At 69.3% G+C, this 26,521-nt stretch carries 23 protein-coding genes and 1 tRNA gene; 12 read left to right on the top strand and 12 right to left on the bottom strand.

Annotated features, from left to right (window positions below; translation table 11 throughout):
- Window positions 1-33: 33 nt before the first annotated feature.
- The 3 genes from JOF29_RS24405 to JOF29_RS24395 form a co-directional block, all read right to left on the bottom strand.
- Window positions 34-1,869 carry a hypothetical protein gene (locus tag JOF29_RS24405; protein WP_209696790.1) on the bottom strand — a complete coding sequence of 612 codons (1,836 nt, stop codon included), beginning with the start codon at window positions 1,867-1,869 and terminating at the stop codon, window positions 34-36.
- Complete coding sequence (locus JOF29_RS24400; protein ID WP_209696789.1) at window positions 1,854-2,609, bottom strand: ABC transporter ATP-binding protein; 756 nt, start codon at window positions 2,607-2,609, stop codon at window positions 1,854-1,856. Before JOF29_RS24400 ends, JOF29_RS24405 begins: the two co-directional genes overlap by 16 nt.
- A 196-nt stretch (window positions 2,610-2,805) precedes the next feature.
- Window positions 2,806-2,889: transfer RNA gene (locus JOF29_RS24395), tRNA-Leu, on the bottom strand.
- 171 nt (window positions 2,890-3,060) lie between these two features.
- Here JOF29_RS24395 and JOF29_RS24390 point away from each other — a divergent pair.
- The 6 genes from JOF29_RS24390 to pknB all read left to right on the top strand — a co-directional run bounded on the left by JOF29_RS24390 (window position 3,061) and on the right by pknB (window position 10,648).
- Window positions 3,061-3,909, top strand: coding sequence for an FHA domain-containing protein (locus JOF29_RS24390; RefSeq protein ID WP_209696788.1), 849 nt, complete (start codon window positions 3,061-3,063; stop codon window positions 3,907-3,909).
- 10 nt (window positions 3,910-3,919) lie between these two features.
- Window positions 3,920-4,402, top strand: coding sequence for an FHA domain-containing protein FhaB/FipA (locus JOF29_RS24385; RefSeq protein ID WP_209696787.1), 483 nt, complete (start codon window positions 3,920-3,922; stop codon window positions 4,400-4,402).
- Between the two features lie 10 nt (window positions 4,403-4,412).
- Window positions 4,413-5,240 (top strand): PP2C family protein-serine/threonine phosphatase, encoded by an 828-nt coding sequence (locus JOF29_RS43500; RefSeq protein ID WP_245359419.1) that lies wholly within the window; start codon window positions 4,413-4,415, stop codon window positions 5,238-5,240.
- Window positions 5,241-5,834: 594 nt separating this feature from the next.
- Window positions 5,835-7,232: an FtsW/RodA/SpoVE family cell cycle protein gene (locus JOF29_RS24375; RefSeq protein WP_209696786.1), complete on the top strand. Its 1,398-nt coding sequence runs from the start codon at window positions 5,835-5,837 to the stop codon at window positions 7,230-7,232.
- Window positions 7,229-8,683 carry a peptidoglycan D,D-transpeptidase FtsI family protein gene (locus JOF29_RS24370; RefSeq protein WP_209696785.1) on the top strand — a complete coding sequence of 485 codons (1,455 nt, stop codon included), beginning with the start codon at window positions 7,229-7,231 and terminating at the stop codon, window positions 8,681-8,683. Before JOF29_RS24375 ends, JOF29_RS24370 begins: the two co-directional genes overlap by 4 nt.
- Before the next feature lie 126 nt (window positions 8,684-8,809).
- Window positions 8,810-10,648 (top strand): Stk1 family PASTA domain-containing Ser/Thr kinase, encoded by a 1,839-nt coding sequence (gene pknB / locus JOF29_RS24365; RefSeq protein WP_209696784.1) that lies wholly within the window; start codon window positions 8,810-8,812, stop codon window positions 10,646-10,648.
- Between the two features lie 63 nt (window positions 10,649-10,711).
- Here pknB and JOF29_RS24360 read toward each other — a convergent pair whose 3' ends face one another.
- Together JOF29_RS24360 and JOF29_RS24355 are read right to left on the bottom strand one after the other, a co-directional pair.
- Window positions 10,712-11,329, bottom strand: coding sequence for an aminodeoxychorismate/anthranilate synthase component II (locus JOF29_RS24360; protein ID WP_209696783.1), 618 nt, complete (start codon window positions 11,327-11,329; stop codon window positions 10,712-10,714).
- A 28-nt stretch (window positions 11,330-11,357) separates the two neighbouring features.
- On the bottom strand, window positions 11,358-12,128 hold the full coding sequence (locus JOF29_RS24355; protein WP_209696782.1) for a DUF881 domain-containing protein: 771 nt from the start codon (window positions 12,126-12,128) through the stop codon (window positions 11,358-11,360).
- A 100-nt stretch (window positions 12,129-12,228) separates the two neighbouring features.
- On the opposite strand from JOF29_RS24355, the gene JOF29_RS24350 reads away from it, so the two are divergent.
- From JOF29_RS24350 to JOF29_RS24335, 4 genes are all read left to right on the top strand, one after another.
- The gene (locus tag JOF29_RS24350; protein ID WP_209696781.1) at window positions 12,229-12,489 is read left to right on the top strand and encodes a cell division protein CrgA; all 261 of its coding nucleotides are present in this window, start codon (window positions 12,229-12,231) and stop codon (window positions 12,487-12,489) included.
- Window positions 12,490-12,799: 310 nt separating this feature from the next.
- Entirely contained in the window at window positions 12,800-13,324 is a 525-nt protein-coding gene (locus JOF29_RS24345; protein WP_209696780.1) for an EXLDI protein, read from the top strand.
- Window positions 13,325-13,455: 131 nt separating this feature from the next.
- Window positions 13,456-14,397 carry an ATP-binding cassette domain-containing protein gene (locus JOF29_RS24340; protein ID WP_209696779.1) on the top strand — a complete coding sequence of 314 codons (942 nt, stop codon included), beginning with the start codon at window positions 13,456-13,458 and terminating at the stop codon, window positions 14,395-14,397.
- The gene (locus JOF29_RS24335; protein ID WP_209696778.1) at window positions 14,394-15,179 is read left to right on the top strand and encodes an ABC transporter permease; all 786 of its coding nucleotides are present in this window, start codon (window positions 14,394-14,396) and stop codon (window positions 15,177-15,179) included. Before JOF29_RS24340 ends, JOF29_RS24335 begins: the two co-directional genes overlap by 4 nt.
- Here the strand turns inward: JOF29_RS24335 and JOF29_RS24330 are convergent.
- The 3 genes from JOF29_RS24330 to JOF29_RS24320 all read right to left on the bottom strand — a co-directional run bounded on the left by JOF29_RS24330 (window position 15,176) and on the right by JOF29_RS24320 (window position 18,103).
- Window positions 15,176-15,850: a pyridoxamine 5'-phosphate oxidase family protein gene (locus JOF29_RS24330; RefSeq protein WP_209696777.1), complete on the bottom strand. Its 675-nt coding sequence runs from the start codon at window positions 15,848-15,850 to the stop codon at window positions 15,176-15,178. The genes JOF29_RS24335 and JOF29_RS24330 overlap by 4 nt on opposite strands.
- A gap of 53 nt (window positions 15,851-15,903) precedes the next feature.
- Window positions 15,904-17,076, bottom strand: coding sequence for an NAD(P)/FAD-dependent oxidoreductase (locus JOF29_RS24325; RefSeq protein WP_209696776.1), 1,173 nt, complete (start codon window positions 17,074-17,076; stop codon window positions 15,904-15,906).
- 82 nt (window positions 17,077-17,158) lie between these two features.
- Complete coding sequence (locus JOF29_RS24320) at window positions 17,159-18,103, bottom strand: RNA polymerase sigma-70 factor (protein WP_209696775.1); 945 nt, start codon at window positions 18,101-18,103, stop codon at window positions 17,159-17,161.
- A gap of 27 nt (window positions 18,104-18,130) precedes the next feature.
- Here JOF29_RS24320 and pdxR point away from each other — a divergent pair, with 27 nt between their 5' ends.
- Entirely contained in the window at window positions 18,131-19,498 is a 1,368-nt protein-coding gene (pdxR, locus tag JOF29_RS24315) for a MocR-like pyridoxine biosynthesis transcription factor PdxR (protein ID WP_209696774.1), read from the top strand.
- Window positions 19,499-19,533: 35 nt separating this feature from the next.
- Here pdxR and JOF29_RS24310 read toward each other — a convergent pair whose 3' ends face one another.
- From JOF29_RS24310 to arfA, 3 genes are read right to left on the bottom strand one after another with little or no spacing between them, the layout of a single operon-like run.
- Window positions 19,534-20,424 (bottom strand): glycoside hydrolase family 43 protein, encoded by an 891-nt coding sequence (locus JOF29_RS24310; RefSeq protein WP_209696773.1) that lies wholly within the window; start codon window positions 20,422-20,424, stop codon window positions 19,534-19,536.
- The gene (locus JOF29_RS24305) at window positions 20,424-22,634 is read right to left on the bottom strand and encodes a family 43 glycosylhydrolase (protein ID WP_307863646.1); all 2,211 of its coding nucleotides are present in this window, start codon (window positions 22,632-22,634) and stop codon (window positions 20,424-20,426) included. Before JOF29_RS24305 ends, JOF29_RS24310 begins: the two co-directional genes overlap by 1 nt.
- A gap of 19 nt (window positions 22,635-22,653) precedes the next feature.
- The gene (arfA, locus tag JOF29_RS24300; protein ID WP_209696772.1) at window positions 22,654-24,141 is read right to left on the bottom strand and encodes an arabinosylfuranosidase ArfA; all 1,488 of its coding nucleotides are present in this window, start codon (window positions 24,139-24,141) and stop codon (window positions 22,654-22,656) included.
- 119 nt (window positions 24,142-24,260) lie between these two features.
- On the opposite strand from arfA, the gene JOF29_RS24295 reads away from it, so the two are divergent.
- Entirely contained in the window at window positions 24,261-25,259 is a 999-nt protein-coding gene (locus tag JOF29_RS24295) for a LacI family DNA-binding transcriptional regulator (protein WP_209696771.1), read from the top strand.
- Window positions 25,260-25,317: 58 nt separating this feature from the next.
- Here JOF29_RS24295 and JOF29_RS24290 read toward each other — a convergent pair whose 3' ends face one another.
- Complete coding sequence (locus tag JOF29_RS24290) at window positions 25,318-26,463, bottom strand: FAD-dependent oxidoreductase (RefSeq protein WP_245359415.1); 1,146 nt, start codon at window positions 26,461-26,463, stop codon at window positions 25,318-25,320.
- Window positions 26,464-26,521 lie beyond the last annotated feature (58 nt).

The following is a 26,521-nucleotide window of genomic DNA, read 5'->3' as shown; positions in this document are numbered from 1 at the left end:
CCACCGCCCGGAGCGGCAAACACCGCGGCTCGCCTACCCTGCGGCTGCCGCGATCTGCACACCCGGAGCGCGCTTCTTCGCGTAGTAGTAGGTAAGCCCGCCGTACGCGTACATCGACAACCCCACCGCGGCCATCAGCACGATCACGACCCACTGCCACGGACCGTCCTGGTAGAGGGCCAGGAACCATGACTTGGTGCTGTGACTGCCGGTCAGTTTGATGATCGCCGGTACGACGGCCTGCGGGAACAACGGGATCGCCCCGAACCCCAGGCAGATGCCGGCCAACGCACGACGCCACTTCGGGAGCGCATCGAAGCCCGCGGTCTTTTTGGCCTGCTCCGCGGGCGACCGGCCGTGTCTGAGCAGCGTGAGGAGCTCCGGGCCGCGCCTGTCCAACCGACGGGCTGCGACGCGACCGAAGTACCACCAGGCAAGCACGCCGGACAGGACGCCCAGCGGCACGCCCCACCACCCCAGGTAGAGCGCCACGATCAGGGCCGGCGCACAGGTCGTCGCGACCAGCACAAACATCACGTAGACGACGCCCATCGTCTCGCCCTCGTTCTCACCCGAGTTGAGCGGGTTACCGGACCGCTTGTGCGCATCGGTCGTCGGTACGGCGGCGTACACCGAGCAGGCCACCACCAGGCCAGCCGCACCACCTAGCAGCGCTGGCAGCACGCTCATCACCAGCGGCCAAGCACTGGTCACGCCTGACCACGACGTCAGCAGCAAGGTGATCAGCAACGTCGCCGGCCCGAACACGAGCAGGAACCCCCGCTGCCGCGCACGGACATCCGCCCGGCTGGAACCAGGCGTCATCAGCGTCGTCCAGTACGCCGTACCGTCCGCGCCGTACAGGTTGGCGCACATCGACCCCGCCATCACGACCGCCGCCGGACCTGCCCAGGGGAGCATCGACCTCATCCCGATCGCCAGCGGCATCAGGCAGAAGAACAGCCCGTACGCGATCGAGAACACCGCCTTGTGACCGTAGAGCAGGTCCCGGCTCCACGAGCGGATCTCCTTGGCCGCCGCAGCGCCCTGTGGCGTCTTGGCGGTCAGCAGCCGCCGCGGCTTACCCCCTGCCCGCGCTGCGGTAGTACGGCGTACCAGCAGCGCCGACCACGCGAACAGCATCACTACAGCAAGTACTACGAGCGCCAGCAGCAGCCCGACGACCTGCAACCAGTCACCACGCCCTGCTGCCTGTACTGCGTCGAAACCCCAACCGGACGGCGCAATCCGGGCGGCACGCGCGATCGTGCCCTGTACGTCGGTCGACACGAACGCAGCGATCAACGCCCACCCCTGCGCCGTGAACGCCAGGATGAACGCGTTGACCAGCGCGGCGATCACCGCACCGGCCCGCACCTGCAGGAGTACGCCGTACACCGCGACAGCGAGCCGCGACGCCAGGACGAAGCAGAACAACTGCAGCAACAGCGCGGGCACCGCAACGAGTCCCGCGACGACGCCGCCGCTCGCAACGACAAGGCTGACCAGTGCGATCAGGCTGATGACCGGGGCCACACCGGCCAGCGCGGCCACCACCAGCCCGGTGGACAGCGTCCGCGGCGACAACGGCAGCATCGTGAAGTACTCCGGCTTGAGCGTCTCGTCACCACCGCCGGCGAACAGCGGGCCAATCACCCAGCCCAGCATCCAGACGCCGAGTACGACAACCAGTACGTCGTCCTTGCCGGCAGCCGCGACCCAGATCGTGCCGCCCGCGAGCGCCAGCCCGACCAGCCCGCCGGTGACGATCCACGACCGCCGGAACTGGTCGCGGAGCGCGTGCCGGAACGCGGCCAGCCGCATCCGGACCAGCGTGTTCGAGGTGGAGTACGTCAGTGCGAGAGCCACGTCAGCCCCTCGGCACCACGCGTCGACGCGCCGACCAGCGACACGAACGCGTCCTCCAGGCTGCCGCCCGCCCGCACCTCCGAAACGGTGCCCGCGGCAACGACCTTCCCGTCCGCGACCACTGCGACCCGGTCACACAGCTGCTCCACCAGGGCCATCACGTGGCTCGAGATCACCACCGACCCGCCGCCGGCGATGAACCGGTGCAGGATCGTCCTGATGGTTGCCGCCGACACCGGGTCGACCGCCTCGAACGGCTCGTCCAGCACCAGCAGCCGCGGCGCGTGCAGGAGCGCGACCGCGAGCCCGAGCTTCTTCCGCATCCCGGTCGAGTAGCCGATCACCTGCTTGTCGTCCTCGTGATCGAGCTCCAGCACCTCCAGCAGCTCGGCCGCGCGCCGCCGTACCTCGTCCTCGGGCAGTCCGCGGAGCAAGCCGAGGTACGTGAGCACCTCCCGCCCGGTCAGCCGTTCGGGCATCGCGAGCCCGTCCGGCAGCACCCCGACCAGCGCTTTCGCCTGCGTCGGCTCGCGCCACACGTCCACGCCGAAGATCCGCGCCGTACCGCCGTCGGGCCGGAGCAGCCCGACGGCCATCGACAGCGACGTCGTCTTCCCGGCCCCGTTCGGCCCGAGCATGCCGAAGAACGACCCGGCCGGCACGCTCAGACTGAGATCGTCGACGGCCCGTTGTTCCCCGAACACCTTGGTCAGGCCGACGAGCTCCAGCGCTTGTTCCATGCGCAGAACTCTCCCACCGGGACCGCGTGGTCCGCGTCAATCCAACGGCGGACCCACGACATCAGCCATCAGGCCAGGCCCGGACACTCTGCAGAAATTTACGAGTTGTACGCCGGTACGACGACCTGCTCCTCCGAAAGGATGAAATCCCCCGGCAACGCAAAAGTCCCGGTCGAGATCGACCGGGACTTCGTTGTGCGCGAGGGGGGAGTTGAACCCCCACGCCCTTTCGGGCACACGGACCTGAACCGTGCGCGTCTGCCTATTCCGCCACCCGCGCGCAGCCGCCTGAGATGATCTCCTGGCGACGAGAAGGAACAGTAGCACGGGTTGTACCGGTGCTTCACATTGCGGGTTCGGTCGAACCTCCCGATACGATCGATCGTCGTACCCGGTGTGTCCGCCACGACCGGTGGACGACAGATGGCGTACCGACGGTGGAGGAGGAGGCGTGCGACCGCTACAGCGCTTCGAGCGACGCCTGGAAGGCATTGTCAGCGGTGTCTTCGCGCGCGCTTTCAAGGGCGACGTGGAGCCGATCGAGCTCGCGGCGGCTCTCAAGCGTGAGATCGACAACACCGCGCGGATCCTGTCCCGGGACCGCCGGCTGGTGCCGAACCACTTCACCATCGAGCTCGGCCCGGACGACTTCGAGCGGCTGAACGCCTACGGCCGGACCCTGAACCACGAGCTCGCCAACGAGCTGCGGGACCACGCGGACATCCAGCGGTACACGTTCTCCGGACCCATCGACATCGAGCTGGTCCAGCAGGATGATCTGCCGACCGGTAAGTTCCGGGTGGTCAGCGAGACGGCCGGGACGCCCCAGCGGCGGCCGGACCAGTACCAGCAGCCCGAGCCCCAGCCCTACCAGCAGGAGCCCTACGTGCCGCCGAACCCGCCGCCGGTTGCCCCGCAGTACCAGCCGCAGCAGCCTCCGCAGCCCCCGCAGCAGCAGCCGCGCCGCGGACACCCGCAGGTGATGCTCGAGGTGAACGGCCGTCGCCGCCCGGTCAACCCGCCCGGTGTGGTGCTCGGCCGCGGTACCGACGCGGACATCCAGATCAACGACCCGGGCGTCTCCCGGCGGCACGCCGAGATCCGGCTGATGCCCGAAGGCCCCGGCGGTATCCGGGTGGTGCTGGTCGACCTCGGCTCCACCAACGGCACGCTGGTGAACGGCCGCCGGGCCGCCGAGGCCGAGCTGGTCGACGGCTCCACCGTCCGGATCGGCAACACGACCATGACCCTGCGTCTCGCGGACGAGCCGATGGCCCAGCCGCCGAGCAGCGGGTGGTGACTGACCTTCCATGTCGGAACTGACCCTGACCCTGATCAAACTGGGGTTCCTGGCCCTGTTGTGGATGTTCGTCCTCGCAGTGCTGTCCGTGATCAGGTCGGACCTGTTCGGTGCCAAGGTGGACAGGCCGGCGGCGGCCGCCGTCGCACCGCAGACCACCCGGACGCCGAAGCCCGCGAAGCCGGCCAAGAAGCGCAAGGGCCTGCCCGGGTCGCTGAGCATCGCGGACGGTCCGCAGGCCGGGGTCGGCGCGTCGCTGGTCGACGAGCCGGTGATCATCGGTCGTGGTTCGGACTGCCAGATCCGGTTGGACGACGACTACTCCTCCACCCGGCACGCCCGGCTGTTCCTGTCCGAGGGCCAGTGGTGGGTCGAGGACCTCGGCTCCACCAACGGCACGTACCTGGACGGCCAGCGGGTCACCCGCCCGGTCCCGGCCGAGATCGGCGGTTCGATCCGGATCGGCCGGACGACGCTGAACATCGCGAAGTAGGCCTGCCTCGATGACCCTGTCGCTCGACTACGCAACCCTTTCCGACGTCGGACGGGTGCGCCGCAACAACGAGGACTCGGCGTACGCCGGTCCGCACCTGCTGCTGCTCGCCGACGGAATGGGCGGCGCGGCCGCCGGTGAGGTGGCCAGTGCCGCCGCGGTCCAGGTGATCCGCCGCCTGGACACCGCGGAGATCGGCGGCGAGGACATGATCGAGGCGCTGGCCGGCGCCGTGCACCGCGCGAACGAGCGGCTCTCCGAGCTGGTCGAGGAGGACCCCGAGCGCGAGGGCATGGGCTCGACGGTCACCGCGCTGATGTTCGACGGCAAGCAGCTCGGGCTGGCGCATCTCGGCGACTCCCGGGCGTACCGGCTGCGCGACGGGCAGCTGTACCAGCTGAGCCACGACCACACGTTCGTCCAGTCGCTGGTCGACGAGGGCCGGATCTCCCAGGAGGAGGCCTTCACGCACCCGCACCGGAACCTGATCCTCCGGGTGCTGGACGGCCGCCCGGACTCCGATCCCGACCTGAAGATGCTCGACGTCGAGGCCGGCGACCGGCTGATGCTGTGCAGCGACGGCCTGCCCGACTACGTCAGCGACGAGGTGATCGCCGCCTCGATGTCGTCCGGTACGCCGGACTCGGTCGTGGTGGAGCTGATCACGCACGCGCTCGAGGGCCGGCTCGAACGACAACGTCACCTGTGTGGTGGCGGACGTCGTCGAGACCGAGCCCGCGAGCGGAGTCCAGCCGCAGCTGGTCGGCGCCGCCGCCGAGCTCGCCCAGGGCAGCACCGGTCGCGCCGAGCAGACGGTCGCAGCCGGCGTCCTGGGTGACGGCAGCGGAGGCGGCGGTGGCCACGGTGCCGCGGTCGACCCGGAAGAGCTGCGGTACGCACCGCGTCCGCCGAAGCGGTTCCTCTGGCCGCGGCGGATCGCCATCCTGGTCGTCGTACTGGCGGTGCTCGTCGGCGGCGGCTGGTTCGGGTACAGCTGGACCCAGAAGCAGTACTACGTCGGCTCCGACGGCGACTACGTGGCGATCTTCAAGGGCGTCGAGGCGGACCTGCCCGGGTTGTCGTTGTCGCAGGTGTACGAGCGGCAATCGCTGCAGGTGGACAAGCTGCCGACGTACAGCCGCCAACAGGTGGAGGGCAACATCCAGGCGGACAACCTGGCCGGGGCCCGGTCGATCGTCGCCCAGCTGGAGCAGACCGCCGCCCAATGCGCCGCGAAGGCCAAGCCGACGCCGACCCCCAAACCGACCGCGAAGCCGACTGTGAAGCCGACTGTGAAGCCGACCGTCAAGCAGTCCACGACGGTGCCGGTCTCGAAGCCGCCGGCCACGGTGCCGCCGACCACCAGACCGACTGCGACGCCGACGTCGACACCGAGCACGAAGGTCGACCCCGACGACTGCGACGGGGTCCGATGAGTATCGCGTCCACGTCCGTCATCCAGATCATCCCGCGCACCCGGCGCGGGGTGGAGCTGCTGCTGCTCGTGATCGCCGTCGCGGTCGCGGTCGCGGCCTACGTGAACGTCGGCATCACGGTCCAGAACTCGGTCCCGGCCAGCACCGGGTACTACGCCGCCGGCATCGGGCTGCTCGCGCTGATCGCGCATCTCGTACTCCGGTACCGGGCGCCGTACGCGGACCCGGTGCTGCTGCCGTGCGCCGTCCTGCTGAACGGTCTCGGCGTCGCGATGATCCACCGGATCGACCTCGGGCTGGCGATCGTCGCCCAGGCGAGGGGCAAGGTCCCGAAGGCGCCCGCGGCGTCGCAGCAGATCACCTGGACGGCAGTCGGGGTGGTGCTGTTCCTGGTGGTGATCCTGGTGATCCGCGACCATCGCCGGCTGCAGGCCTTCACCTACACCCTCGGTCTGACCGGTCTGGTCCTGCTCGTGCTGCCGCTCGTCCCCGGCCTCGGCGCGAACGTCAACGGCGCCCCGATCTGGATCCGGGTCGCCGGCATGTCGTTCCAGCCCGGCGAGTTCGCGAAGGTCTGCCTGGTCATCTTCTTCGCCGGCTACCTGGTCGTGAAGCGCGACGTCCTCACCCTGGCAGGCCGCCGCTTCCTCGGGCTGGACCTGCCGCGCGCCCGCGATCTCGGGCCGGTCCTGATCGCCTGGCTGGCCAGCCTGCTCGTGCTCGTGTTCGAGAGCGACCTCGGGATGTCGTTCCTGTTCTTCGGCCTGTTCCTGTTCCTGCTGTACGTGTCCACCGAGCGCGCCGGGTGGCTGCTCATCGGTGGTGTGCTGTTCGCCGGCGGCGGGTACTTCGCGTACGCGACGATCGGCCACGTGCACCGCCGGTTCACCGACTGGCTGAACCCGTGGGCGATCGACGGCGGCCAGATCAAGGTCGGCCTGATGGGTCAGGCGTGGGGCGGTGTCCTCGGTCGCGGCCTCGGCCAGGGTCACCCCGAGACCACGATGTTCGCGCAGAGCGACATGATCATCTCGTCGTTCGCCGAGGAGCTCGGGCTCGCCGGACTGATCGCGATCCTGCTGGTCTACACGCTGATCATCGAGCGCGGCCTGCGGACCGCGCTCGGCTGCCGGGACATCTTCGGCAAGCTGCTCGCGACCGGTCTGGCGATGTCGTTCGCGCTACAGGTGTTCGTGATCGTCGGCGGCGTCACCGGGCTGATCCCGCTGACCGGTCTGACCACGCCGTTCATGGCCCTCGGTGGTACGTCGCTGGTCGCGAACTGGGCGATCATCGCGCTGCTGCTGCGGATCAGCGACCAGGCCCGGCGGCCGCAGACCCCGGCCGCTCCAGTGTCCGACGAAACGATCGCGATGGCGGTGCAGAAGCAGTGAACTCGGCGATCCGACGACTGGCCGTGGCGGCCATCATCCTGATGCTCGCGCTGATGGCGAACTCGACGTACCTGCAGGCGTTCCGGGCGAACGAGATCAACGGCCGCAACGACAACAACCGGGTCCGGGACTCGCAGTTCTCGGTGAACCGCGGGCCGATCCTGATCGGCAGTACCCCGATCGCCAAGAGCGATCCGTCGAACGACCGGTTCAAGTACCAGCGCAAGTACCCCTCCGGTCCGGTGTACGCGCCGGTGACCGGCTACTACTCGTACCTGTTCGGCCGCGGCGGCATCGAGCTGACGATGAACTCCGAGCTGAACGGCTCGGACCCGTCGATGGCGTTCCGGCGGATCATCGACGTGATCAGCAACCGCCCGCAGCAGGGCGGCAGCGTGACGCTCACGCTTAACGCGGCGGCCCAGCAGGCGGCGTACGACGGCCTCGCCGGGAAGACCGGTGCGGTGGTGGCGATCGAGCCGAAGACCGGGCGGATCCTGGCGATGGCGACCCGGCCGTCGTACGACCCGAACCTGTTGGCCTCGCACGACACCAACAAGGTGGCTGCGGCGTGGAAGAGCCTGAACGCGGACAAGAACAAGCCGACGTCGAACCGCGCGGTCCAGGAGCTGTACCCGCCGGGCTCGACGTTCAAGCTGGTCACCGCGGCGGCCGCGCTGTCGAGCGGCAAGTACACGCCGGACACCAAGGTGAACTCGCCGGCCCAGCTGCCACTCCCGCAGACCACCGTCCCGCTGGTGAACGAGGACAACAAGAACTGCGGCGGCAGCAACAACGCGACGCTGACGATCGCGCTGCGCTACTCGTGCAACACGGCGTTCGGCTCCGTCGGCCTGGACCTCGGCGCGGGCGCGCTGAACGCGCAGGCGGCGAAGTTCGGCTTCGGCTCCCGTCCGATGATCGATCTGCCGGGCGTGGCCACCAGCCAGTTCCCCGGCGACCCGAACGAGCCGCAGACCGCACAGTCCGCGATCGGCCAGTTCGACGTCCAGGCCACCCCGCTGCAGATGGCGATGGTGGCGGCCGGGATCGCGAACAAGGGCGAGGTGATGAAGCCGTACCTGGTCCAGAACGTGCAGACCCCGGACCTGAAGACGGTCTCGGAGACCAAGCCGGAGTCGCTGCACCAGGCGGTCACTCCGCAGGTCGCGAGCCAGCTGACCGCGATGATGGTCGACGTGGTCAACAACGGCACCGGCAAGCCGGGCCGGATCAGCAACGTCCAGGTGGCCGGCAAGACCGGTACGGCGCAGACGTCGAAGGACCGCCCGCCGTTCGCCTGGTTCACCGCGTTCGCGCCGGCGAACGATCCGAAGGTCGCGGTGGCGGTGCTGATCGAGGACGCGAACGTCCCGCGCACCGATGTCGCCGGTGGCACGCTGGCCGCTCCGATCGCCAAAAAGGTGATGGAGGCGGTGCTGGGCCAATGAGAAGCCAATGAGGACGATACGGAATGATGCGACCACGGTGCGTCTTTCCAACGGGGTCCCAGGTGTGGCGATCGCTACCTTGGGCAAGTTGAGTGTGTTTTTCCGGACAGGTTGGAAGGCTGGGTCATGACATCGCAGGCACGTCTCGTCGGCGGCCGGTACGAAGAAGGCGAGCCGCTCGGCCGCGGCGGTATGGCCGAGGTCCGCAGGGGCCTGGACAACCGGCTCGGCCGGAGCGTCGCGATCAAGCGGCTGCGGGTCGACCTGGCCAGCGACGCCACGTTCCAGGCGCGGTTCCGGCGGGAGGCCCAGTCGGCCGCCTCGCTGAACCACCCGACGATCGTCTCGGTCTACGACACCGGCGAGGAACCGGATCCGAACGGCTCCGGCGTCACGATCCCGTACATCGTGATGGAGCTGGTCACCGGCAAGACGCTGCGCGACCTGATCCGCGAGGGCCGCAAGATCATGCCGGAGCGCGCGCTGGAGATCACGTCCGGTGTGCTCGAGGCGCTCGACTACAGCCACCGGGCCGGCATCGTGCACCGCGACATCAAGCCCGGGAACGTGATGCTGACCCCGCAGGGCCAGGTCAAGGTGATGGACTTCGGGATCGCCCGCGCGGTCGCCGACACGTCCTCCACGATGACCCAGACCGCGGCCGTGATCGGCACCGCGCAGTACCTGTCCCCGGAGCAGGCCCGCGGCGAGACCGTGGACGCCCGCTCCGACCTGTACTCGACCGGCTGCCTGCTGTACGAACTGCTCACCGGCCGGCCGCCGTTCGTCGGCGAGTCCCCGGTCTCGGTGGCGTACCAGCACGTCCGGGAGCAGCCGCTGCCGCCGTCCTCGTTCGACCCGGACATCCCGCCGGAGGTCGACGCGGTCGTCCTGAAGGCGCTGGCGAAGAACCGCGAGGAGCGGTACCAGAGCGCGTCCGAGATGCGCGCCGACATCCACCGGGTGCTGGCCGGCCAGCAGGTGACCGCGCCGATGTCCGCGGTCGCGGAGACCCGGCAGCTGCAGCCGACCCAGCTGGCGCCGACGGCCGCCACCCAGCAGCTCCGGCAGACCGGCGGCAACGACCTGCTGCCGCCGGGCGGCGACGACCTGGAGGAGGGCGACGAGCCCCGCTCCCGGCGGAACCGCGGCCTGGCGTACTTCCTGCTCGGGCTGGCGATCGTGGCGATCGCGATCGGCGCCTACGCGCTGTACTCGAAGTACAACAACAACAATGCCGGTGGTCCGACGACGTCGAACACGCCGCCCGCGAAGGTCCAGGTGCCCGATCTCGGCAACAAGTCGCTGGTCGCGGCGACCCAGCTGCTGGCGGCGAAGAACCTGAAGGTCACCTCGACCACGGAGAAGAGCGACTCGGTCGGCCGCGGCCTGATCATCCGCCAGACGCCGGATGCCGGCACCGAGGCGGACCCGGGCTCGACCGTGGCCGTGGTGGTGTCCGGCGGGAAGAACACCTACCCGGTGCCGGACGTGATCGGGATGTCGGAGTCCAAGGCCCGCAAGCAGATCGAGAGCGCCAACGGCCAGTTCACCGTCAAGTCCCAGGCAGTCGAGCAGGACAGCGACCAGAAGAAGGGCACCGTGATCGCGGTCAGCCCGGACCCGGGCAGCCAGTACCCGCCAGGCACCGAGTTCACCTTGACGGTCTCCAGCGGTGTGGTGCAGGTCGACGTCCCGGACGTCGTCACGCAGACGTTCAACGACGCGAAGGTGACGCTCGAGCAGGCCGGCTTCCGGGTCGGACAGACGTTGGGCAACGACCAGAACGCGGCCGACGGCGCCGTACTGCAGCAGTCCATCAAGGCCGGCACCAAGGCGCCGAAGGGCAAGCTGATCATTCTGACGGTGAACAAGCTGCAGCCGACCGCGCCGCCGTCCTCGACCCCGACGGACAACCCGAGCGGCGGGCCGAGCACGCCGGTCATCACGATCCCGGGCGGCTGAGCAGTCCTGAACGCACAGAACCCCGTCGAGGCGATCGCCTCGACGGGGTTCTGCTGTGCTGGGTCAGCTGACCACGGGGGCGAGGCCGGCGGAGTTGGCGACCGCGTCCGGGTCGCCGCAGGTCGTCAGCCAGTTCGCGAGCATCCGGTGGCCGCCCTCGGTGAGCACGGACTCGGGGTGGAACTGCACGCCCTCGACCGGCAGGTCGCGGTGCCGGGCCGCCATGATCACGCCGGCCCCCGTGCGCGCGGTCACCTCGAGCACGTCCGGCACGCTGTCCTCGGCGATCGCCAGCGAGTGGTACCGGGTGGCGGTGAACGGCGACGGGAGCCCGGACAGTACGCCGGCGCCCTGGTGGAACACCTGGCTGGTCTTCCCGTGCAGCAGCTCGTCCGCGCGCCCGACGACCCCGCCGTACGCGACGCCGATCGCCTGGAGACCGAGGCAGACCCCGAAGATCGGGACCTCGCCGCCCTTCTGCTGGACGATGTCGACGCAGGCACCAGCCTCTTCCGGCGTACCAGGGCCGGGGGACAGCAGCACACCGTCGAACTCGGCGGCCTGCTCAGGATTCACCTCGTCGTTCCGCAGCACCGTGGTGTCGGCCCGCAGTTGCTGCAGGTACTGCACCAGGTTGTAAACGAACGAGTCGTAGTTGTCGACGACGAGGATCCGCGGCATGCCGTCCATTGTGTCAGCTCCCCGACAACTACCGCCCGGTGACGGTGGGGCTGACCGAAGGAGTGCGCGGGAACCCGGGCACGGTCGCCGTCTGCAGGTCCAGGGTGCCTTCGTACGCCGGCATCTGCAGCGACGAGTCGTTCTTCACGTCGTACCCGAGCTGGAACTTCACCACGTAGTCGTGCAGGTTCTGGATGTACTGCGAGTCGTCGAGAGCCTTCTGCAACTTCCGCCGGTCGCCGATCGCGGAGATCGTGTACGGCGGGAGGTACGGGACGCCGTGCAGGACGACCGAGTTGCCGACGCACTTCACCCCGGTGGTGGAGATGACCCGCTGGTTCTGGATCGTCATCGCCTCGGCGCCGCCGGCCCAGAGCGCGTTCACCACGGCCTGGATGTCCTGCTGGTGGATGACCAGCCAGTTCTCGTCGACGTCCGGGTTGTCCTTGACCACCTCGGGCGGCGCGTCCCGGAGCGTCACGCTCAGACCGGGGCCGGTGACCGGCCGGGTGCCGACCTGCTCGGACAGGTCCTCGAACTGCTTGGCGAGCTTCGGGTCGATCGAGCCCTGCTGCGCCTGCAACGCCTCGATGTCGTGGGTCAGGGCCGCGTGCTGCTTGACCAGGCTGGCGCTGCGGCGACTCTGTTCCTCCACCAGGCCCGCGAGCGTAGTGTTACGGCTGGGCCGCAGGTCGGTGCCCCGGGCGTTGGTGGCACTCGTCGCGAACAGCAGACCGGCACACATCAGCGCCACCGGCGCGACCGCGCGCCACAGTGAAATCCGCCTCAACCTACGCACCCGTGATCTCCAGATTGCTCTCTGCACTACGCTAGCGCGGGACCGGACCCGAACAGGTCCTGCTGCGGTCAGCTTATGCGTCCTTACAAGGAGTTCAGACGTGCCCGAGTCGAGCAGTCGCAACAAGAAGAAGACCGAGAAGGTCAAGGCGGAGAAGACGCCGAAGAAGCCACGTACCCAGTCACGCGTCTGGGTGGCGCCGCTGATGGTCGCGTGCTGGCTGCTCGGTCTCATCTGGCTGGTCGTCTTCTACGTTGCCGGCCAGAACATCCCGGTGATGAAGGACCTCGGTAACTGGAACCTGCTGATCGGCATGGGCCTGATCGCGGTCGGTTTCGTCGTCTCCACCCAGTGGGTCTGACTCCTCGACTTCGCTGACCTCGGCCGGGACCCGGGCAGTCCGGCCGAGGACATCGTCAGCAGGACGCCGAGTTATCCACACCCGTGTCCCCAGGTGTGCACACCGATTTCGTGGAGTTATCCCCAGGGTGGGCGTTACTTCTCCACCGAAAGTGTTCAAAATCGGCTCGAATCTGTGGATAAGTCAGGTTTGAGTCAGCTGGTTTCCACACCGTTCACCAGGGCCGTCCCCTGCTTCCACATCTACGTACATCTCTACGTAGACATATGCGGAGAGATGTACGTATAGTTCTACGTAGGAGGAGACAGCGATGCCCAACAAGACGATCTATGTGTCCGACGACGACCTGCCGCTCTACAAGCGGGCGCAGGAGCTCGCCGGCAACCTGTCCTCGGCGATCTCGATCGCCCTGCGCAAGTACGTCGAGATGGAGGAAGGCCGGCTCGAGGGGTACGACGAGATCACCGTGCGGGTCGGCCGGGGCACCGGCCGCAAGCAACGGTTCTCCGGCGTACTGCTCGCCGAAGGCGGCCGCTCGAGCAGCACCGGCTACGAGGCCTTCCAGGTCTACCGCAGCCGCACCGGCAAGTTCGTCCTGCACGCCGACCGCCGCAACCAGTTCAAGCAGGGCGCCGACGACGAGCGCTACCTGACCGGCTGGCGCTCCTGGGTCGGCAACTGGAGCTCCGACCAGTCGTGGAGCATGGCGCAGGGCGAGGCCAGCCTGTACGTCGTGGACACGATCGACCAGCTCCGCGAGCTGATCCCGGAAGACCTCTACGAACTCGTCGAGGAGGCCGCCGACCAACCGGCGGTCGAGGACCTCGACATCTAACTGAACTCGAGACCACCGGACGCTCGCGGCTGAGCGCCCGGCCGGTCAGGCACGCCCGAATCCTCCTCAGCACGACCCGTCAAGCCACCCGGGTCAGGTTCGCCCTGCCCGAAAACAACCAAGGACCTCTCATGTCACCAGCAATCGACGTCCGCGGACTGCGCAAGTCCTACGGCGACAAACTCGTCCTCGACGGCATCGACCTGAACGTTGCCGAAGGCACCATCTTTTCCCTGCTCGGCCCGAACGGCGCCGGCAAGACCACCGTGGTCCGGATCCTGTCCACCTTGGCCGCCGCCGACGCCGGCGAGATCCGGGTGGCCGGCCGCGACCTGGCGCAGGACCCGGAGGCGGTCCGCGCCGCGATCGGCGTCACCGGCCAGTTCTCCGCGGTCGACGGCCTGATGACCGGCCGGGAGAACCTGATCCTGATGGCCGACCTGTACCACCTGGGCAAGCAGGAGGCCCGGCAGCGGGCGGACGAACTGCTGGAGCAGTTCGACCTGGTCGACGCCGGCAAGAAGCTGGCGATGACGTACTCCGGCGGCATGAAGCGCCGGCTCGACCTGGCGATGACGCTGGTCGGCCGCCCACGGATCATCTTCCTGGACGAGCCGACGACCGGTCTCGATCCGCGTAGCCGGCACAGCATGTGGACGATGATCCGCGACCTGGTCGCCGGCGGCACCACGGTCCTGCTCACCACGCAGTACCTGGACGAGGCCGACGAGCTGGCCGACCGGATCGCCGTCCTCGACCACGGGCGGCTCGTCGCCCAGGGTACGGCGGAAGAGCTCAAGCGGCTCGCACCCGGCGGGCACATCCGGCTGCGGTTCACGTCCCCCGAGGCGTTCACGCTCGCGGGCCAGGTGCTGCCGACCGCCGTACCGAACCACGAAGCCCTGGTCCTGCAGGTGCCGAACGACGGCAGCGTGCACGCGCTGCGCGACCTGCTGGCCCGGATCGACGACGCCTCGCTCGAGGTCGACGAACTGACTGTCCACACCCCTGATCTGGACGACGTGTTCTTCGCCGTCACCGGTCAGCCCACCGAGAAGGTCACAGCACAATGAGCTACCCGATCCAAGACACCGCGACGATGCTCCGCCGCACCCTGCGGCACGCCCAGCGGTACCCGGGCCTGTCCCTCGGCGCCCTCGGGATGCCGGTCATCATGATCCTGCTGTTCGGCCTGGTCTTCGGCGACACGTTCGCGAACGGCCTCGGTGGCGGCGGCGGGCGCGGGCAGTACATCAACTTCCTCACCCCAGGCATTCTGCTGATGTCGATCGCGTCCGGGACGATGTCGCCCGCGGTCGCGGTCTGCACGGACATGACCGAGGGCATCGTCGCCCGGTTCCGGACGATGGCGATCTTCCGGCCCGCGGTCCTCACCGGGCATGTGCTCGGCAACGTGCTGGTGACGATCGTCAGCCTGGCGCTCGTGGTCGGGTTCGCGATCCTGATCGGGTTCCGCCCGAACGCGTCGGTCGGCGACTGGCTGCTGGCGATTCTGCTGCTGATCGGGCTGACCATCGGGCTGACCTGGTTCGCGATCGCGCTCGGGCTGACCAGCAAGACGCCGGAAGGCGCGAGCAACGTCGTCCTGCCGATCAGCCTGTTGCTGCCGTTCCTGAGCAACACGTTCATCCCGCTGGACGCGATGCCGAGCGCCATCCGCTGGTTCGCGCGGTACCAGCCGTTCACGCCGATCATCGACACCCTGCGGCACCTGCTGCTGGGGACGCCGATGGAGAGCGGCAACGGCTGGCTCGCCGGAGCGTGGTGCGTGGTGATCGCGATCGTCGGCTACTTCTGGGCGCAGAAGAACTACAACAAGGGGACAGTGGCTTAACTCGGTGCGCCGAGCAGGTTCGCGCGGGTGCGGACGTGGGCGGGTACCAGCAGGTCGCAGTCGGGGTTGTTCTCCGGTTCGCCGGCGACGACGTGCAGCGGGATGACACCTGTCCAGTACGGCAGGTCGAGGTCCTCCTCGTCGTCGTTGGCGCCGCCGGACCGGGTCTTCACCGAGGCCTCGGTCAGCGAGAGAGCGAGGACGGACGTCTTCGCCAGCTCCTTCCGGTTCGGCGGCCGGGACCCGAGCGAGCGGCCCGGGACCAGGTGGTCGACGATCCGGTTCAGGCCGTGCAGCTTCTCGTCCGGGTCGGTGACCAGCCGCGGTACGCCGAAGATCACCGCGGACCGGTAGTTCACCGAGTGGTGGAACGCCGACCGCGCCAGCACCAGCCCGTCGGCGTGCGTGACCGTGGCGCAGACGGTCTGCCGCGGGGCGGCGACCATGCTGCGAGCGGCGACCGAGCCGTGCAGGTACAGCGTCCCGTCCGGCCCGCGCTCCAGGTCCACGCCGTACGCCGTCGGCAGTACGAGCGGATCGCCGTCGACCACGACGCCCAGATGGCAGAACATGCCGTCGAGGAGTACGTCGTACAGCGCCTGGCGATCCGTGGCGGCGCGTTCCTTCGAGCGGCGAAGGGAGGTCCGGGCGGTCGGCTGCAGTCTGGTCATACCTCCAGGGTGGACGCGCAGTGGCCTGGCGGCACGGGCCATTCCGGAACGAATCAGCTAGTCCATTCGCGCGACGGGACCGCCGCGCGGACGACGTGCCGGCGCCGGACCGGCAGGCCGAGCGTCGGGTTCGCGACACTCCAGGCGGCGCCCTTGCAGATCGACTCCTTGTAGACCGCGGCCACGCGTCCGGTGAGCGCCGCGTTGACGGCGCGGTCGTCGGTGGTCACGTACTGGATCAGCCCGTCCTTGCGGCCCAGCGAGATGCACTGGTTGAAGTACGCCAGCGGCGCGTGCGGGAGCCGGCCACCGGTCAGCCGGGCCGCGATCGAGTCGGCGGCCTGCCACGCCATCGGCTGGCCCGAGGCGCACGACATCCGCAACGGCTTGTTCTTCGAGCCCATCGCGTACGCCGCGTCGCCGATCGCGTAGACGTCCGGGTGCGAGACGGACCGCATGGTGCGGTCGACCACGATCCGACCGGTGTCCGACACCTCCAGCGCGGTCGCCTGCACGATCGGGTGTACTGCGAATCCGGCCGTCCACACCGTGACCGCGCTCGGGATCCGCGAACCGCCGACCGCTACGTGATCGGTGGCGACCTCGGTGACCCGGGCGTTCTCGTGGACGGTGATACCGAGCCGGTCGACGACCGTCCGGAGGTGCCGCCGGCCCTTGGGTGACAGCCAGTCCCCGAGTCCGCCGCGGACGACCAGCGCGACGTCGAGATCCGGTCGCGACTCAGCAAGCTCGGTCACGAACTCCACACCCGTGAGGCCGCCGCCGACGACGGTCACCGGTTGGCCGGCCGGCAACGAAGTCAGGCGCTCGCGCAGCCGGAGCGCACCCGGGCGGCTGGCGATCTGGTACGTGTGCTCGGCCGCGCCCGGCACGCCCTGCGAGTTCCAGCCGCTGCCGAGCGCGTAGACGAGCGTGTCGTACTCCAGGTCTTCCGACTCCAGCGCGACCGTCTTGCGTTCGACGTCCACCGCGGTGACCTTCGCGAGCTTCAGGTCGACGCCGGTGCCGGCGAACAGGTCGGCGTACGACCGGTGCTTCAGGTCGCGGCCGGTGGATAGCTCGTGCATCCGGATCCGCTCGACGAAGTCGGGTTCGGCGTTGACCAGGGTGATGGTGACCTCGTCGCGGTACAACCGGGCGGCGAGGCGGCCGGCTGCGATGGCTCCGGAGTACCCGGCGCCGAGGACGACGATGCGGTGCTTCATATCCGTGCTCCTGTCTGCTGCGGTGTCGACCCTTGAACCGGGCAGCCCGCGGATTCATGACAGGAACGTGCTGTGAAGCAGCTCACAGGATGGTCAGCAGCGGCTCTCCGTGCTCGGCGGCGGCGAACAACTCGGTCGCGCGGGCCAGCTTGTCCGGGTTCGCCTGGGTACGGATCGAGGTGATCCCGTCGCCGGTCACCTGGACGCAGATCACTCCGATGACCTCGCCGTTGCCGAGGACCACCAGCGCAGGCTCGCCGTTCGCGGCCCACGCGTAGACCTCCGCCGTACCGCCGACGTACAGGCGCTTCGCGTCGCTCGGCTTGAAGACGCCCCGCAGGTACCGCGCCACCGCGAGCGCGCCCTCGACCGCGGTCGTCCGGGCCGGGACCTTGCCGCCGCCGTCGCCGACCGAGACCGCGTCGGCGGTGAGCAGCCGGACGATCGACTCGGTCTGCCCGCTGGTCGCGGCGACCATGAACTCGTCGACGATCCGCCGCGCCGTCGCCTCGTCGACCTCGGTCCGCGCGCGACCGTCCGCGAGGTGCTGCCGCGCGCGCCGGAACAACTGCTGGCTGGCGGACTCGGTCAGCTCGAGGATCTCGGCGATCTCCCGGTGCGGGTAGTCGAACGCCTCCCGCAGTACGTAGACCGCCCGCTCGTTCGGCGACAGCCGCTCCATCAGCGTGAGTACGGCGTACGACACCGACTCGCGCTGCTCGACCGTGTCCGCCGGGCCGAGCATCGGGTCGCCGTCGAGCAGCGGCTCGGGCAGCCACTGACCGACGTACGTCTCCCGCCGCGCGCGGGCCGAGGTGAGCTGGTTCAGGCAGAGGTTGGTCAGCACCTTCGTCAGCCACGCCTCGGGTACGTCGATGCGCCCGAGGTCCGCGGCCTGCCAGCGCAGGAACGTCTCCTGGACGGCGTCCTCGGCCTCGCACGCCGAGCCGAGCAGCCGGTAGGCGATGGCCTCGAGCCGGTGCCTGGACCGCTCGAACCGGGACACGTCCTCCGCGGTCATGGCCATGCTGGAAGCCTACGGGACACTGAACGCGTGCAGACTTCGCTGCCGCTGATCATCGACCGGGGTTCCGGGGTGCCGTTGCACCTGCAGGTGGCCGAGCAGTTCCGCGCGGCTGTCCTGGACGGCCGGCTGCAGTCGGGGCACCGGCTGCCGTCCACGCGGGATCTCGCGCAGGAGCTGTCCGTGTCGCGATCCGTGACACAGGCGGCGTACGACCAGTTGCACGCGGAGGGCTGGATCGAGGGCCGCACCGGCGCCGGCACCTTCGTCACGGACGTCGTGCCCCTGCAACCCGCCGTACGACGTCGTCCGGCCGACCGGCCCGAGGCCGACGCGAAGCTGCTGACGCTGCGCCCCGGCATCCCGTACATCGCGCCGACGCCCGACCCCGGCTGGCGGCGGGCCTGGCGTGAGGTCTCCACGCAGTCCCCGCCCCGGGGGTACGACGATGCCGCCGGCCTGCCCGCGCTCCGTGCCGCGCTCGCGGACCACGTCGCCCGGGTCCGAGGCATCGCCTGCGGCCCGGAGAACGTGCTGGTCACGAACGGGACCGTGCACGGGCTGCGACTGCTGCTCACGGTCACCCGGGAGCCCGGCGACCGGATCGCGATCGAGGACCCCGGCTACCTGAACGCGGTCGCCGCCGCGCGCGACCACCGGCTCGAGATCGTCGACGTACCGGTCGACGAGGACGGCCTGCAGGTGGCGGCGCTGACCGACGACGTCGACGCCGTGTACGTCACGCCGTCCCACCAGTACCCGCTCGGCGGCCGGCTACCCGTTGCCCGGCGCAACGAACTGGTGCGCTGGGCCCGGCGTACCGGCAGCCTGCTGATCGAGGACGACTACGACAGCGAGTTCCGGTACGACGTCGCACCGCTGCCCGCGCTGGCACAGCTCGACCTGGAGCGGGTCGTCCATCTCGGCACGCTGTCGAAAACGCTCAGCCCCGCCCTCCGCCTCGGCTGGCTGGTCGCCTCCGAGCCGATGGTGGACCGCCTCGCCACGTTCCGCGCGAACTCCGGCGACTGGCCCGCCTGGCCGATGCAGGCCGCACTCCTCGCGATGCTCCGCGACGGCTACCTCGATCGTGTCGTCCGGCGCAGCCGCCGGCTGTACGCCGAACGCCGTACCCACACGTGCGAGGTGCTGGCGCCGTACGGCCAGGTGATCGGCCAGGACGCCGGCCTGCACATCACGCTGCTGCTCTCCGGCACCACCGACGACCGCCGGATCGCAGCCGCCGCACGAGAGGCCGGCGTCGTGGTCGCACCCCTCTCCGAGTACCGCCGCAGCATCCCCGGCCCACCAGGCCTTGTCATCGGTTATGCAACACCGTCAACGCCCGACCTGCACCGCGCACTCACAATCCTCACCGGCGCCCTCAACCGCCGTTGAGCTGGTCGTAGTAGTCGACGTTCGCTCCGGAAAGGCTATGGCTGCAAGGGATTGTGCGCGAGGGGCGGCTGGATCGTGGGGGTGTCGCCGTCCCAGGTCAGTTTTGAGAGCCACATGGTGCGGCCCTTCGGGTCGGTGCCTACCTGGGCCGGGTTCCAGGCGTGGTAGACGAACCAGTCGCCGAGGACCATGTTGTGGCCGGGGCCGGCTGCGTCGGGGGAGGTGGACAGGATCGGGTCGCCGGACTTCACGCACGGGCCGGTCGGCGACTCGCACAGTGCATGGCCGACGGCGTACGCCGCCTTGTCGTAGGCGTTGCCGGAGTAGAACAGGTGGAACTTCCCCTCCCGTTCGACCATGTACGGCGCCTCGACCAGCGCGCCCTCCCACGGCAGGTCCTGCTTGATCATCCGGCGTACCGGACCGACCAGCGTGAGACCGTCCTCGGACAGCTCGGACACGTAGATCCAGGTGTCGACGCCGATCGCGTTGCCGTCGTTCTTCCAGTACAGCCAGCGCCGGCCGGTGGAGTCCCGGAACGGCGACGCGTCGATCGAGCCGCCCTCGTCGACCTGACTGATGAGCGGATTCATCGATTTGTCGACATATGGACCTTCGGGCGAGGTCGCCACCGCGACGCCGACCGCCTGCCGATCGGCGGCGACATCGCGGGACGTGTAGTACATGACGTACCGGTCCGGGGCGTGCACCGCGACCTCCGGTGCCCACACCCACCCGGGAATCGTCCAACCCGGCACCTCCGGCATCGCGTCACCCGCCGGCTGCCACGACACCAGGTCGCGGGAGGTCAGCGTCTGCACGTTTCCGAGCGGTCCGTTGGTCGCGAACGCGTAGTACTCGTTGCCTACCGCAATGATCTGCGGATCGGCGAAACCACCGTCGTACACCGGGTTGGAGAATGCCATTATCTGCTTTCGTAGAAGTGGAGGTAGTCGAAGGTCGCCACCGGCGGCGGGTTCGCGCCGGCGAACTCGCCGTGTGCGTAGATGCCGATCTTCGCCGCGGACGGCAGCACCCAGGACGCGCCCCAGGTCCAGTTCTTGCCGTCCACCGACGTCCCGGCCCGGTACACGTGCTCGCCGGCGGCGTTCTTGTGGTACGCGAGCCGCATCCACAGCGTCGGCGCCGAGCGACCGATCGCGGCCGCGCCGTACGACGTGGCGCCGTCCGACGGGCGGGCGACGAGCTCCCGGCCGTACTCCGTCTGGCGGGTCTTCCAGATCGCCACGCTTCCGAGCCGGGCGAAGTCGTCGTCGTTGAGGTAGGCGATCATCCCGGCCTGCTGGTAGTTGCGGACGTCGCCCTGCCCGGTGTCGAGGTGCAGCTTGGTCTCCGCGATCCAGCGGTCCCCGGCCGGTGTGCTGTGCAGCAGCAGCCCGGCGTTGTTCGACTTGCCGGTCAGGTCTGCGTTCTCCAGCGGCCACGACAACTTGCCGTCGGCAACGGTCGCCTTGTCGTCCTTCCTGATCCACGACCAGTCCGCACCAAGGGGCCTGTTGAAGTCGTCACCCGCCAGCAGCTTCCCGGTCCGCGGCACAGCAACCATCTTGCCCACAGGCTTGGCCACGGAACGAACGGTCAGGTTGTCCACCTCCGCCGATCCCAACCACCGCACCGGTGCGGACTTGAGCTCCAGCCCAGGTACCGCCAGCTGCGCCTCTCCGTAGACATCGCCCAGGCCCGCGTCATTCAGTCGCGCCGTCACGGTGGATCCGGAGACTTGTACGGACAGCTTGTTCCACTGCGTACGGTCGAAGTCCGCCGGCAGATTCACCGACGACGTACGCCGACCGGCCGTCACCGTCAGCCGGTTGTTCGCAACAGTCGCCACCACCTGATTACCCAGCACTGTGGTGAAGGACGAGCCGAGCTTGACATCGGCTTCCACCCGGAGGGATCCGCCTGGTGCGGACTGGCGGGTTTGGGCGGCGCCGGAGAGGGTGGCTGTCGGGCCGCCGAGCGCGTCGCCCGATTGGCGGGTGGCGCCGAGCAGGCCGGCGGCCGGATCGGTGGAGTCGATGCCGAGCGCGGAGCCGGTGGTGGGTGCGGCGACCGGGTTCTCGGACGGGCCGGCGCCGGCGTTGGTCCGCGGCCAGCCGTCGATCCAGTCGATGTTGTCGATCAGCATCGGCCGCCGGTTGATCCCGAACGGCGTCGTCAGCCACGACTGGTTCCGGTCGATCGCGTGGTACACGATGTGGTCCTGCCCGGCCGCGTCGGTGATGAACGCGTGGTGCCCGGGGCCGATCCACCGGTTGCCGTTCTGGGTGATGACGGTCGTACCGCCGACCCGGGAGTCGGTGAGCGCCGCGCCGTCGGCGTCGAGGAACGGCCCGCGCGGCGAACGGGAGCGGCCGGCGAAGACGGAGTACCCGGTGGTGGGACCGGCGCAGCAGTTCATCGACGAGCCCATGAAGTAGTACCAGCCGTCGCGGTAGACGACGTACGAGCCCTCGTACCGGTCGCCGATCGTGACCTGCGTCGGCGTACCGACCGCGTGCATGCCGTCGGCGCTCAGTTCGGTGACGGAGATGCCGCCGTAGAAGCCGCCGTAGTACAGGTAGCGCTTGCCGTCGGCAGCGGTCAGCATCGCCGGGTCGATGGTGCCGAGGTAGCCGCCGTTGCCGTCCGGGCGCGGTGCGACGACCGGGCCGCTGGTCGCGGTCCACGGGCCGCCGGGTGCCGGGGCGGTCGCGACCCCGATCGCCGGATCGCCGCCGGGGTTGGCGAGGGTGTCGGTGACGGTGAAGTACATGACGTAGTGACCGTCGAAGTACCGGATGTCGGGTGCCCAGAAGAACGAGCCGGGCGCGGCCCAGGACGGTTTCGTCTGGTCGTTGAAGACCGTGCCGAGGTACTCCCAGGAGCTGAAGTCCTTGGTCCGGGCCATGTGCATCAGGCCGAACGGGCCGTTCGCCACCAGCGGGTCGGAGGTGGCGTACGCGTACCAGTAGCCGTCCCGGCCCTGGATGATCGACGGGTCGGCGAACGTGTCGGCGAAGCTCGAGGTGATCGGGTTGGTCGTGGTCACCACTGGTGCGGCGGTCGCGGCCGACGTACCGGCAGCGATCGCGGCCACAGTCAGGGCTGCGGCGAGTAGTCGTTTCGGAGGCACGGGCGGGTCCCCTCTGGGATCAACTGCTGAGCTGGATCACGTGCCACGATGCGGGCGGCAGCGTGGCACGGCAGACACCGTCGACAACTTCGGTGGTGTCGACGGCCCGGGGCTTCACCCGGTCCGGATCGTCCGCCGTGTTCACAGCGGAGCGGTCGTCGTCGTACAAGGCAAGGTGCCGGCGGAGCCGTCCGGTCACCGGGACCTCCAGGTCGATCTTGTCGGTCTCACTCCGGTTCACCACGAAGATCGCGGTCTCCCCGGTGGTCTCGTCGTACGTCGCCGTGCTCCACAACGCCGGGATCCGCCCAAACGCGGCGGTCTCGAGGTCCGGCCCACCGGAGATCGCGGTCTGCAGCACGGTCGGGCCGGCGTACTGCGCGGTCAGCGCGAACGGGTAGAAGATCGTCTGCCGCCAGGCGCGGCCGCCCGGCTCGGTACGGATCGGGCCGATCACGTTCACCAGTTGCGCGAGGCAAGCGATCTTCACCCGGTCGGCGTGCCGGAGCAGCGTGATCAGCAGGCTGCCGACCACCACCGCGTCGTCGACCGTGTAGGTGTCCTCGATCAGCGGGCCGGCCTCGCGGATGTCCAGACCGAGCTCGCCGGGGAACTCCTGCTGGCGCCACACGTTCCACTCGTCGAACGAGAGCGTCAGCTCCTTGTCGCTGCGCTTCAGCGCCTTGACGTGGTCGGCGGTCGCGATCACCGAGGAGATCATCCGGTCCATCTCCTCGGCGCACCCGAGGAAGCTGGTCTGGTCGCGGTCCTTCGGTTCGTAGTACGCATGCAGGCTGATGTGGTCGACCAGGTCGTAGCTGCGCTCCAGGACGACGCGCTCCCACTCGCCGAACGTCGGCATCCCGGCGTTGCTCGATCCGCAGGCGACCAGTTCGAGGCCGGGGTCGACCCGGCGCATCGCGTTCGCGGTCTCCTCGGCCAGCCGGGCGTACTCCTCGGCGGTCTTGTGCCCGATCTGCCACGGGCCGTCCATCTCGTTGCCCAGGCACCAGGTCCGGATGTCGTGCGGCTCCGGGCTGCCGTTCGCGATCCGGCGGTCGGACAGGGCGGTTCCGGCCGGGAGGTTGCAGTACTCGAGCAGGTTGACGGCGTCCCGGATGCCGCGGGTGCCGAGGTTCACGGCCCAGATCGGCTGCACCTCCGCCTTCCGCGCCCAGGCGACGAACTCGTCGGTGCCGAACTGGTTCGACTCGATCGCCCGCCAGGCCAGGTCCAGCCGCCGGGGCCGCTCGTCCTTCGGCCCGACGCCGTCCTCCCAGTCGTAGTTCGAGACGAAGTTGCCGCCCGGGTACCGCACCGCGGTGACGCCGAGCTCCCGGACCAGCTCGAGCACGTCCTGCCGGAACCCGTCCGCGTCGGCACGAGGATGCCCGGGCTCGTAGATGCCGGTGTAGACACAGCGGCCCATGTGCTCGACGAACGAGCCGAACACCCGCCGGTCCAACCCACCGACCACGAACGCCGGGTCCACCACAAGCCGAGCCACAGGGCCTCCCCAGAGACGTTTACAACGTTTACCGTGGATGTCTACAACGATTGACAATCGGTGTAAAGGGCTCGGCGATGGGACACTCGGGCGACACGACGGTGACAGGAGGCGCTCCGATGGCGACCAGGCTCAGCGATGTGGCCGCTCGGGCCGGGGTTTCGGTGAAGACCGTCTCGAACGTGATCAACGACTACCCGCACATCACCGCTCAGACCCGGGAAAAGGTCGAGGCCGCGATCGCCGCGCTGGACTACAGGCCGAACGTCAGCGCCCGCTCACTGCGCAAGGGCCGCTCGGACTTCATCGCACTAGCCATCCCGGAGATGGGATCGCCGTACTTCGCCGAGCTCGGCGCCGCGATCAGCCGGGCCGCGAAGCGCCGCGGGATCACCGTGCTGATCGACCAGACCGAGGGCGAGGCGGCCGCCGAGCGGGTCGTGCTGGACGGGATGCGCGGGCAGTTGATCGACGGCATCATCTTCTCGCCGCTGGCCACCGCCCCGGCCAAGCTCACCTCGGTCGCGATCGGGAAGCCGCTGGTGCTGCTCGGCGAACGCCCGGCCGGCGGCCAGTTCGACCGCGTCGCCGTCGACTCGGTGCAGGCGTCGTACGACGCGACCACGCATCTGATCTCGCTCGGCCGGACCCGGATCGCGGCCATCGGCGTCGGCGGGACCAGTACCGGAGCGGTCCGGCGGAAGGGGTACCGGAAGGCGCTCAAGGAGGCCGGGCTGCCGCACGACCCCGCCCTCGAACTGGCCGGGTCCGGGTACCACCGGGCGGACGGTGCGACGGCGATGCGCGAGCTGCTGGCCTTGCCGAAACCGCCGGACGCGGTGTTCTGCTTCAACGACCTGCTGGCGCTGGGTGCGCTGCGCAGCCTGGCCGACGCCGGGCTCAGCGTGCCCGGGGACGTCGCAGTGGCCGGCTTCGACGACATCGAGGACGGCCGGTTCTATTCGCCGTCGCTGACCACGATCTCACCGGACAAGGAGTGGCTGGCCGACAACGCGGTCGCCCTGCTCCTCGACCGGATCACCGGCGACGACAACTCCGCCCACCGCGACCTGACGGTCCCGCACACGCTGCAGATCCGCGAGTCGACCGCGGGTTAACCTCGCACCTTGCCCGTTCACCTCCTGCATGCCGGCGGTGAAGGGGCATTTCCGGCGGTTAACGCTCGGGAAGACCGGCGAGTTGCTTGGCCAGGTCGGTCTGGGTTTTGCTGCCGCGGCCGACCAGCCGGAGTACGGCGTTGCGCACCGGGCGGATCGGACGTGGGACGTTGGCGAGCCGGGTCAGCCGGTGTGCCAGCCCGATCACGCGGACGGCCTCCGCCCGGCTGTTCGTGGCGTAGGTGTCGAGACCCGACTCGTCGCCGGCCAGCGCCTGGGAGAGAGCGCCGGCGAGCGCGACCGCGTCCCGCAGCCCCAGGTTCATGCCCTGGCCGCCGGCCGGGCTGTGCGTGTGGGCCGCATCGCCGGCCAGCAGCACGCGACCGGCGCGGTAGTGGTCCGCGACCCGCTCGTGGATCCGGAACCGCGAGCCCCACACCACCTCGGTCACCTTCGGGTGCGTCTTCCGCGGGCCACGGCTGGCCAGCAACTGCTGCGCGTACGCCAGGTCAGGGTGCTCCGGCGCGTCGTGCACCTCGGCCACCAGCCGGAAGCTCCCGTCCGGCAGCGGCGCCACCACGAGCATCCCGGCGGCCGCGAAGTACAGCCCGACCTCGTCGGTCGGAAGTCCGTCGGCGACGCGAACGTCGACCAGGCTCAGTGACAACTCCAGCGTGTTGCCAGGCATCCGCAGGCCGGCCAGCTCCCGGACCGTGCTGTGCATGCCGTCGGCGGCCACGACGTACTGCGCGTGGATCACGTCGCCGCTGTCCAGCGTCACGTCGACGCCGTCGGCGGTCTGGCTCAGGCCGGTCGCGGCGTACGGGCGGAGCACCGAGCCGCCGAGCTCCTGCAGGCGTTCGAGGAGCACCTGCTCGGTGACCGGCTGCGGGATCATCGTGACGAACGGGTAGGCGGTCGGCAGGTCCGCGAACCCGACCGGGATCAGCCGCCGGTCGCCGGACCGGACCGCGAAGTCCTGCAACTCCAGGCCGAGGTCGATCAGCCGTTTCGTCACGCCGAGCTGCTCCAGGACCTCCAGGGTCCGCGGGTGGATCACGCAGGCCCGGGAGGTGTTCGCACCCTCGGCCTGCTTGTCGACCACCACCACGTCGTGCCCGTGCAACCGCAGCCCGACCGCCACTGCAAGCCCGACCGGACCGGCTCCCACCACCACAACTGCTGCCTTCTGCGGAGTCATCATGCCCCTCCCCCTACCCCGAGCGAAGCGAGGGTTTCTTTGTTCTTTTGCTTTCATCAAC

It is taken from the genome of Kribbella aluminosa (genome assembly GCF_017876295.1).
Classification (GTDB): domain Bacteria; phylum Actinomycetota; class Actinomycetes; order Propionibacteriales; family Kribbellaceae; genus Kribbella; species Kribbella aluminosa.
The sequence above is the reverse complement of the archived record's forward strand: the minus strand, read 5'-3'. Positions and strand labels throughout refer to the sequence as shown.

Coding starts and splice junctions, on each gene's coding strand:
- JOF29_RS24295 (WP_209696771.1), top strand. CDS start 24,261: ATGGCGACCAGGCTCAGCGATGTGGCCGCTCGGGCCGGGGTTTCGGTG.
- JOF29_RS43500 (WP_245359419.1), top strand. CDS start 4,413: ATGACCCTGTCGCTCGACTACGCAACCCTTTCCGACGTCGGACGGGTG.
- JOF29_RS24340 (WP_209696779.1), top strand. CDS start 13,456: ATGTCACCAGCAATCGACGTCCGCGGACTGCGCAAGTCCTACGGCGAC.
- JOF29_RS24335 (WP_209696778.1), top strand. CDS start 14,394: ATGAGCTACCCGATCCAAGACACCGCGACGATGCTCCGCCGCACCCTG.
- JOF29_RS24320 (WP_209696775.1), bottom strand. CDS start 18,103: ATGGCCATGACCGCGGAGGACGTGTCCCGGTTCGAGCGGTCCAGGCAC.
- JOF29_RS24290 (WP_245359415.1), bottom strand. CDS start 26,463: ATGATGACTCCGCAGAAGGCAGCAGTTGTGGTGGTGGGAGCCGGTCCG.
- JOF29_RS24360 (WP_209696783.1), bottom strand. CDS start 11,329: ATGCCGCGGATCCTCGTCGTCGACAACTACGACTCGTTCGTTTACAAC.
- JOF29_RS24385 (WP_209696787.1), top strand. CDS start 3,920: ATGTCGGAACTGACCCTGACCCTGATCAAACTGGGGTTCCTGGCCCTG.
- JOF29_RS24330 (WP_209696777.1), bottom strand. CDS start 15,850: ATGACCAGACTGCAGCCGACCGCCCGGACCTCCCTTCGCCGCTCGAAG.
- JOF29_RS24345 (WP_209696780.1), top strand. CDS start 12,800: ATGCCCAACAAGACGATCTATGTGTCCGACGACGACCTGCCGCTCTAC.
- JOF29_RS24400 (WP_209696789.1), bottom strand. CDS start 2,609: ATGGAACAAGCGCTGGAGCTCGTCGGCCTGACCAAGGTGTTCGGGGAA.
- JOF29_RS24310 (WP_209696773.1), bottom strand. CDS start 20,424: ATGGCATTCTCCAACCCGGTGTACGACGGTGGTTTCGCCGATCCGCAG.
- JOF29_RS24325 (WP_209696776.1), bottom strand. CDS start 17,076: ATGAAGCACCGCATCGTCGTCCTCGGCGCCGGGTACTCCGGAGCCATC.
- JOF29_RS24375 (WP_209696786.1), top strand. CDS start 5,835: ATGAGTATCGCGTCCACGTCCGTCATCCAGATCATCCCGCGCACCCGG.
- pknB (WP_209696784.1), top strand. CDS start 8,810: ATGACATCGCAGGCACGTCTCGTCGGCGGCCGGTACGAAGAAGGCGAG.